The sequence below is a fragment of the Xanthobacter sp. BG11Y11_SDJG genome (assembly GCF_057364445.1).
On sequence record NZ_JBNFNU010000291.1, the window covers coordinates 1 to 5,506 of the forward strand.

General features: G+C 68.1%; 5 protein-coding genes and 1 pseudogene. 4 read left to right on the top strand and 2 right to left on the bottom strand.

Annotated elements, in window-relative coordinates; translation table 11 throughout:
• Positions 1 to 679 (bottom strand): adenosylcobinamide-phosphate synthase CbiB (gene cbiB / locus AC2W7M_RS18875; RefSeq protein ID WP_486134028.1); only part of this gene is annotated, 679 nt, incomplete at its 3' end.
• Between the two features lie 211 nt (positions 680 to 890).
• Here cbiB and AC2W7M_RS18880 point away from each other — a divergent pair.
• The 4 genes from AC2W7M_RS18880 (at position 891) to AC2W7M_RS18895 (ending at position 5,327) form a co-directional block, all read left to right on the top strand.
• The gene (locus tag AC2W7M_RS18880; protein ID WP_486134030.1) at positions 891 to 1,655 is read left to right on the top strand and encodes a metallophosphoesterase family protein; all 765 of its coding nucleotides are present in this window, start codon (positions 891 to 893) and stop codon (positions 1,653 to 1,655) included.
• Positions 1,656 to 1,975: 320 nt separating this feature from the next.
• The gene (locus AC2W7M_RS18885; RefSeq protein ID WP_486134032.1) at positions 1,976 to 3,133 is read left to right on the top strand and encodes a polysaccharide biosynthesis/export family protein; all 1,158 of its coding nucleotides are present in this window, start codon (positions 1,976 to 1,978) and stop codon (positions 3,131 to 3,133) included.
• Positions 3,134 to 3,504: 371 nt separating this feature from the next.
• Positions 3,505 to 4,677, top strand: a complete 1,173-nt coding sequence (locus AC2W7M_RS18890) for a vWA domain-containing protein (RefSeq protein ID WP_486134034.1) — start codon at positions 3,505 to 3,507, stop codon at positions 4,675 to 4,677.
• Entirely contained in the window at positions 4,674 to 5,327 is a 654-nt protein-coding gene (locus AC2W7M_RS18895; RefSeq protein ID WP_486134036.1) for a hypothetical protein, read from the top strand. Before AC2W7M_RS18890 ends, AC2W7M_RS18895 begins: the two co-directional genes overlap by 4 nt.
• Here the strand turns inward: AC2W7M_RS18895 and AC2W7M_RS18900 are convergent.
• Positions 5,316 to 5,506 (bottom strand): annotated as a pseudogene (locus AC2W7M_RS18900) (DUF697 domain-containing protein); the annotation flags it as partial. The gene AC2W7M_RS18895 and the pseudogene AC2W7M_RS18900 sit on opposite strands and share 12 nt — an antisense overlap.

The following is a 5,506-nucleotide window of genomic DNA, read 5'->3' on the forward strand; positions in this document are numbered from 1 at the left end:
GCATGGTCGCGGCGCCGGCTATGAGGAGCCAGCCGGCGAGGCGCGAGGCCGGCAGGTTCACCAGATCGTCGAGGCGCGCGGCCGCCCGGCCGAAGGCGGCATGGCGCGGCGTGAGATGGCCGATCATGCTGTCCGCCGTGTTGATCGCCTTGTAGGCGGCGGCGCCGGGCAGCCCGGCCGCGGCCATCCACACCACCGGAGCGACCACGCCATCGGAAAAATTCTCGGCCAGGCTCTCGATGGCCGCGCGGGCCACGCCATGGGCGTCCAGGGTCGCGGGATCGCGCCCGACGATGTGGCTGACCGCCTGGCGCGCCTGCGAGAGGTCGCCGCCCTCCAGCGCGGCGGCGACGCGCTCCACATATGCGTGCAGCGAACGCTGGGCGATCAGCGAACTGCCGAGGAGCGCCAGCAGCAGAAGCCCCAGCGCCGAGCCGGCCAGCGAGAGCTGCAGCAGCAGCGCCGGCAGGGCCGCAGCTGCGATGACGAGGACAATGGCGACGACGCCGCGCTGGCGCCGCACATCTTCCGGAAGGGAGGAGCGGTTGAGCGCGCGGTCAAGCAGGTCAATCAGCCGGCCGATCCACATGACGGGATGGCCGATGCGCCGCACGAGAACGGCCGGATATCCCACCAGAAGCTCGATCACCAGAGCGAGCGCCGCGATCTCGAATGCCATGCCCCACCTCGCGTGCCTGCGACTCGCCTGGACAACGCCGCAATTTGCGGCGAACTAACCTGCGTGATCAAACCCTTGTGAGTCACCCCAGAGAGATACCGCCCGCCGCAGGTTCCGTATGGTGCGATGCAACAAATCCGTGGCCACACGGATCGGGTCGATGTTAGCATGTTGATGGTCGGCCGATTTCGATCGACCATGGGAGTGCAGCATGGCGGTCAAGTCTCTCCTGAAATCCCGCCCCGGCTGGCAGGCCGAGGATGTTCGAGAGCCGACCGTGCCCATGATTCCGGACAATCTGCGCGTTTACGCCGTGGGCGACATCCATGGCCGCCTCGATCTTTTGAAGACGCTCCACGAGGCGATCGACGAGGACGCCGAGCTTCATCCCGGCCCGCAGTGCATCGAAGTCTATCTCGGCGATTATGTGGACCGCGGGTCCCAGTCGGCTGGCGTCATCGATGCGCTGATGGAGCGGGTGCGCACGCGCAACGCGGTCTGCCTTGCGGGCAACCACGAGGCCATCATGCTGGACGCGCTGACCTCCCAGGAGGCGTTCGCGAGCTGGCTGCGCATGGGCGGGGTGGAGACCGTGTTCTCCTATGTGCAGCCCTCCGGCACGCTGGACCAATCGCAATTGTGGACTGAGTGGCGCGCCGGGATGCGTCTCGACCACGTGGATTTCCTGCGCCAGCTGCCGACCAGCTATGTGTGCGGTGACTACCTGTTCGTCCATGCGGGGCTGCGGCCGGGCGTGAGCCTGGCGGCGCAGGACCGCAACGACCTGCTGTGGATCCGCCGCGAGTTTCTCGACTACCCGCACTCCTTCGGCCATTTGGTGGTCCACGGCCACACGCCGATCCCGACCGCGGAAGTGCTCAGCAACCGCATCAACATCGACACTGGTGCCTATGCGACCGGGCACCTGACCTGCCTTGTGCTCGAAGGTGTCGACCGGTTCCTGATCTCCACCTGAGCCATCCCGCAGCGGAAGGTCGCGCCGGAGCGGCCGGTGGGCGGGGCATCACAAATCCAGCGAATCGTGTTTTCGCGAGTTTCGCGAATCGTGCGCCGGCGATTGAGCGGATCGCAAATGTGGATTTTGTGTTTAGAGGTATCATGAAACGTTGAATGTCCGGTGGCCTGTGGCATTCGAGGCACAGGGCGCCCCCAATCGACCCCCTGCCGCGCCTCGAAACCCTCGGTCGATGTTCAGTTTCGGGCACCCGTGCTACTAGCTGCCTACGACCGGAAGAGGGGTGGGCTGTGGTGAAGCTTCGGGACGTTTTGCGCTCAATGGCAGCGGCGGCGGGCAGCCTCGCCCTGCTCGGCGCGCTCGCCGGATGCAACTTTCTGCCCGCATCCGGTCCCTATACCAGCGAAATCCACAACAACAGGAAGGACACGGACGGCTTCAACTACAAGCTCGTGCCCATGGGCGCGGAAGCGGTTCGTGTGCTCTCCTTCCAGGAGCGCGAGGGGCTCATCGGCACCTTCCGCGGCGACCAGCGCCCCGCACCTCGCGTGAAGGTGGGCATGGGCGACGAAGTGGCGGTCAGCATCTTCGAAGCCTCCTCCGGCGGTCTGTTCATCCCGGCCGAGGCCGCGTCCCGTGCCGGTAACTTCGTCGACATCCCCCGGCAGACGGTGGACAACAACGGCAACATCTCGGTGCCCTACGCCGGCCTGATCAAGGCCGTCGGCCGCGAGCCGGCACAGATCGAGGCGGAGATTGTCGAGCGCCTGCGCAACCGCGCCATCGAGCCCCAGGCTGTGGTGTCCGTGACGCAGCAGCGCTCCTCTTGGGTGACGGTGATCGGCGAAAGCAGCGGCTCCATCAAGTTCCCGCTGCGCTCCACCGGCGAGCGCGTGCTCGACGCCGTGGGCCAGGCCGGCTCTCTGGCCAACAAGGGCTATGACACCTTCCTGACGCTGCAGCGCAACGGGCGCGAGGCCACCATCAGCTTCAACCGGCTGATCCGGGAGCCCGCCAACAACGTCTATCTGCAGCCGGGCGATACGATCTACATCTATGCCCGCTCGCGCAAGTTCCTGGCGTTCGGCGCCTCCGGCGCGCAGGGCGAGTTTGTCTTCGGTGACGACACCGTCACCCTCAGCCAAGCGCTCGCCAAGGCCGGCGGTCTGTCGGACGGTCAGGCCGATCCCCAGTCGGTCTTCATGTTCCGCATGGAAGCCCGCAGCACGCTGGAGCGCATGGGCGTCGACGTGAGCGACGTGCCCCCCGGAGTCGCCCGCGTGCCGACCATCTACACGGTCAATCTCGGCGATCCGACCGGCTTCCTGCTCGCGTCCAAGGTGTATATGCGCGACAAGGACATCATCTACATCTCGAACGCCGGCGCGGTGGACCTCGCCAAGTTCCTGCAGATCGTGCTCCTGGCCGCCACCACGGTGCGCGAGATCACGGATACCCAGAACATCTGGTTCGACTGACGGGCCGCGGGAGCGCGGTCCGGCGATCGGTCCCGCCCGAGCGGTGACGGGCGGCGCGGCGCAAGCGCTTCCGGCCCGACGATCTCCTAAATCTCCCCGCGGGCCGGATGTGCGGCTGCGGCGCGCTCAAGGCGGCAGCTTGGCGTCGCGCGAACTTGCAGCGGCGGTTCGCAGGCGGGGAGTCCTTCTCGCCGTGCCCGGTGCAGCACAAAGTCCGATGGCTCCTCGCCTGTGTTCCGCTTCGACGCGCGCGGCGCGCCTGAGGGCGATCTTTCTGCTACGATCGGACATCTGCTGAGGAGCCGGTGCGCGCGCGCGGCCGAGCCCGGCCATGCGGCCATGCGGCCGAGCGCCAGACACGACGAGGTGCCATGTTCATCGCCTTCTTCGAGGCCCTGAAGTCCGCCGGCGTCCCGGTCTCGGTGCGGGAATATCTCACGCTGATGGAGGCGATGGACGCCGATCTCGCCGAGCGCCAGGTGGACGCCTTCTACTTCCTCGCCCGCGCCTGCCTCGTGAAGGACGAGCGGCACCTCGACCGCTTCGACCGCGTCTTCGGCCAGTGCTTCAAGGGACTGGAAACCGCGCTTGGCGAGGAGGGGCACGCCATTCCGGAAGACTGGCTGAGGAAGCTCGCCGAGAAGCACCTCACCGAGGAGGAGAAGCGCCAGATCGAGGCGCTGGGCGGCCTCGACAAGCTGCTGGAGACGCTCAAGCAGCGCCTGGAGGAGCAGAAGGGGCGCCACCAGGGCGGCTCGAAATGGATCGGCACCGCCGGCACCTCGCCCTTCGGCGCCTACGGCTACAATCCCGAGGGCATCCGCATCGGCCAGGACGGCAACCGCAATTTCCGCGCCGTGAAGGTCTGGGACAAGCGCGAGTTCCGCGATCTCGACGGCGAGGTGGAGCTGGGCACCCGCAACATCAAGGTGGCACTGCGGCGCTTGCGCAAGTTCGCCCGCATCGGCGCGGCGGAGGAGCTGGACCTCGACGGCACGATCCGCGAGACCGCCCGCCAGGGCTATCTCGACGTGCGCCTGCGCCCCGAGCGGCGCAATGCGGTGAAAGTCCTGCTGTTCCTCGACGTGGGCGGCTCCATGGACTGGCACATCGCCCAGTGCGAGGAACTGTTCTCGGCCGCGCGCTCCGAGTTCAAGCACCTGGAGCACTATTACTTCCACAATTGCGTCTATGAGAGCGTGTGGCGCGACAACCGCCGCCGCTCCAGCGAGCGCACGCCGCTCCACGAGGTGCTCCACACCTATGGCGGCGACTACAAGCTGATCTTCGTCGGCGACGCCTCCATGAGCCCCTACGAGATTACCATGGCCAACGGCTCGGTGGAGCATTCCAACGCCGAGCCGGGCAAGGTCTGGCTCTCGCGCCTGCTGGCGACCTATCCCAAGGCGGCGTGGCTCAATCCGGTGCCGGAAGCCCATTGGGGCTACACCGAATCCATCCGCCTCGTGCGTCACATCATGGAGGGCCGCATGTTCCCGCTCACCGTCGAAGGCCTGGATGGCGCCATGCGGGAGCTGACGTGAGCGCCGATATCCGGGACGCCCGCCCGAGCCCCGCCGAGGCCGCCGAGCGGGTGTGGTGGGGCGCGGATGCGACCTATGCCTACCAGCCGCGCCTCGGCGGACCGGGCACGCGGGTGACGCTCACCGGCGACGCGCTCGCTTATGCCGTTGGCCCGCGCGAGGGCCGGCTCTCGCTGCGCGACGTGGCGGGGGTGCGGCTGCGCTTCCACCCGGCCAAGTTCGCCCATTCGAGCTTCGAGACCGAGATCCGCACCTGGGGCGGCGAGAAGGTCAAGCTCGGCTCCACCTCGCGCACCTCCATCACCGGCGTGAAGGACCAGGGTGCCGAATACGCCGCCTTCGTGCGCGCGCTGCATGAGCGCCTCGCCAATCTGGAGACGGCGGGCGGCTTCCGCGGCCAGCCGCCGGTGGTCTATCGCGGCGGCTTCTCGGCCCTGCGCTGGTGGCTGGTGGCGGTGCTGGGATTTGCGACGCTGGCGGGGCTGGTGGCGATCTTCGGCATCGCGCTGGTTGACCGGCAATGGAGCTTCGCGGCCTTCCTCGCCGTGGTGTCGGCCTTCGTCGCCTGGCCGACGGTGGAGATGATCGCCCGCAACCGCCCGGTGCGCTACACGGCGCGCGCGCTGCCCGAGCGTCTGCTACCGGGCTGAGGCGGGCGCCGCGTCCTCCTCGGCCTTCTTCAGGAGGCCGGTGGCGACGTCGGCGAGGCGGGGAGCGGGCAGGGCGGCGAACGGCATGGGCCGCGTGACGGCGATGGCGGCGAGGCCGGAGCCGCGCCGTCAGCAGCCCGTTCACCACCCCCTCGCCGAGGCGGGCCGAGAGCCGCGCG

What these genes read in the sequence shown, in the direction of transcription:
- AC2W7M_RS18880 (WP_486134030.1), top strand. Translation starts at nt 891, where the DNA reads ATGGCGGTCAAGTCTCTCCTGAAATCCCGCCCCGGCTGGCAGGCCGAG.
- AC2W7M_RS18885 (WP_486134032.1), top strand. Translation starts at nt 1,976, where the DNA reads ATGGCAGCGGCGGCGGGCAGCCTCGCCCTGCTCGGCGCGCTCGCCGGA.
- AC2W7M_RS18890 (WP_486134034.1), top strand. Translation starts at nt 3,505, where the DNA reads ATGTTCATCGCCTTCTTCGAGGCCCTGAAGTCCGCCGGCGTCCCGGTC.